This window comes from Pedobacter sp. (assembly GCF_045628745.1).
In the GTDB taxonomy this organism is placed as follows: domain Bacteria; phylum Bacteroidota; class Bacteroidia; order Sphingobacteriales; family Sphingobacteriaceae; genus Pedobacter.
This window is the reverse complement of record NZ_JAZQPU010000378.1, coordinates 1-2,090: the sequence shown is the minus strand read 5'-3', so window position 1 is coordinate 2,090 and position 2,090 is coordinate 1. Positions and strand designations below refer to the sequence as shown.

The 2,090-nt window shown below is 41.8% G+C and carries 1 protein-coding gene and 2 pseudogenes; 2 read left to right on the top strand and 1 reads right to left on the bottom strand.

Features of this window, described 5'->3' with window-relative positions:
- Positions 1-265 (top strand): annotated as a pseudogene (locus ACR2F7_RS13815) (glucosamine-6-phosphate deaminase); the annotation flags it as partial.
- A gap of 5 nt (positions 266-270) precedes the next feature.
- Positions 271-1,413: an acyltransferase family protein gene (locus tag ACR2F7_RS13810; protein WP_432714138.1), complete on the top strand. Its 1,143-nt coding sequence runs from the start codon at positions 271-273 to the stop codon at positions 1,411-1,413.
- A 345-nt stretch (positions 1,414-1,758) separates the two neighbouring features.
- On the opposite strand, the pseudogene ACR2F7_RS13805 reads toward ACR2F7_RS13810, so the two are convergent.
- A pseudogene (locus ACR2F7_RS13805) lies at positions 1,759-2,090 on the bottom strand (glycoside hydrolase); the annotation flags it as partial.

Here is a 2,090-nt window from a genome sequence, read left to right as displayed (position 1 = left end):
GTGGATGTACCGCGGGGCATGGCAGGAATTTGAAACCCATGAAATTGAAATGGCCGTACCTTTGAGTCCACAAGAACTCGAGAAAAAGAAATATGCTATCTTCAAACACCAGTCGCAGAAAGATCGCGCTGTTTTTCCGGGTGATGATGCTCGTGAATTCTGGAGACGTGCTGAAGACCGCAACCGCGAAACGGCAAAAGCTTATGATGAACTGGGTTTGGCAGAATATGAAGCCATGGAAGCCTTTGTAAGATGGAAATTTTAAGGGCTATGGAAAATAAAACACAACGTTTACTTTCTTTAGACTTCTTTAGGGGTGCTACGGTAGCCGCCATGATCCTGGTTAATAATCCCGGCGACTGGGGTAACATTTATGCTCCTTTAAAACATGCTGAATGGAATGGCTGCACACCGACGGACCTTATCTTTCCTTTCTTTCTGTTTATCGTAGGGGTTTCTATTGCTTATGCCATGGGCAGCAAAAAGATGGACCCTACTCAACACAAATCACTGCTGTTGAAGGCTTTGAAAAGGGCACTGATTTTATTTGGCCTCGGACTGTTTCTTTCCTTATACCCAAAAGTGTTTACCTCGCCAATAGAAGCTTTTCAACATGTGCGTATCCCGGGGGTTTTACAACGTATAGCCCTGGTTTTTTTCTTCGCCACCTTGATCTTCCTCAAAAATTCAGAGATGAACATCTTTAAAATCATGATCGGCTTGCTGGCCTTTTACTGGGTCATGATGACCTTTGTACCTGTTCCACACGTAGGTTATGCTAACCTGGAAAAAGAAACCAATTTAGGCGCATGGATTGACCGCTCTATACTTACAGAAGCACATTTATGGAAAGCTGCTAAAACATGGGATCCTGAAGGTTTATTCAGCACTATTCCTGCCATTGCCACAGGCCTTTTTGGAGTTTTAGTGGGCTTATACCTCAAACGCAAAGACCTTGACCCGGCAACTAAAATTGCCTGGCTCTTTTCTGCAGGAGCGCTTGCTGTTTTTGCAGGTTTATTATGGGACTTACAATTCCCTATGAACAAATCATTATGGACAAGTTCTTTTGTTTTATATACCGGAGGATTGGCCACCATTATCTTAGCCTTAAGCTATTGGCTCATTGATGTGCAACGCTACACAAAGTTTACAACCCCTTTTGTGGTATATGGCGTCAATGCCATTACGGTATTTTTTCTGTCGGGCTTATTGCCGCGAACCATCAATATGTTCAAGGTACAAACCGTAGAAGGAACAGAAATAGGCGCTCAGACCTGGTTTTACCACCACTACTACAGCCCTTATTTTTCGCCAGTCAATGCTTCACTGGCATGGGCCCTTACACAAATCATCTTCTGGTTCATCATTCTGTACATCATGTACAAAAAGAAAATCTTTATCAAGGTTTAAAATAAAAACCTGTATCCTCCAAAATGGGTACAGGTTTCTTCTATAAATAGTTTCCCGAGTAACACCTTATTGATAATTTACCCATTACTTGGGGAAAGCTTATACATCCCTAACCCAAACCATTTACCTCACACCTGTCTGATACGGGTTTCTCTTCGGATTTCCGGTAGGAAACCCGTAGCAAACCCCTATTAAATCAGTCTTTCTACACTGAAATGGGTTACTGATGGGTTACTAATGGGTTATGTATGTATTCACTATCATTTAACTTTAGTATAAAAACAAAAGGCTGCTCGTTTGATCAACGAAACAGCCTCATCATTTAAAAATTTGTATACTTCTTTTTTAGCGCGCTTCAACCCCGACAGGACCACCGGCATCACTTTCGTTTTTCAAACGGTCTAATGCGGTCACCAGGTAAGTATATCTTTTACCTTTCTCTATATTGGTGTCAATATAGGTGGTGAAATTCTCAAAGCTGATGTTTAAAATATTTTTAGGGTTCAGCACACCTATTCGCTCTCTTTCTTCAAAGCGATAGATGACATAACCTGATGCCGTTTCGCCATCTACAGCAAGCATAGGCTTCTCCCAGTTCAGGAAAACACCATCAGATTTTGCTTCCACCTGTAGATTTACAGGGACATTAGGCATTACATCATCCAACCATGGCATTT

Bases quoted from the DNA above. Each gene is read 5' to 3' on its own strand.
- ACR2F7_RS13810 (WP_432714138.1), top strand. From the start codon at position 271: ATGGAAAATAAAACACAACGTTTACTTTCTTTAGACTTCTTTAGGGGT.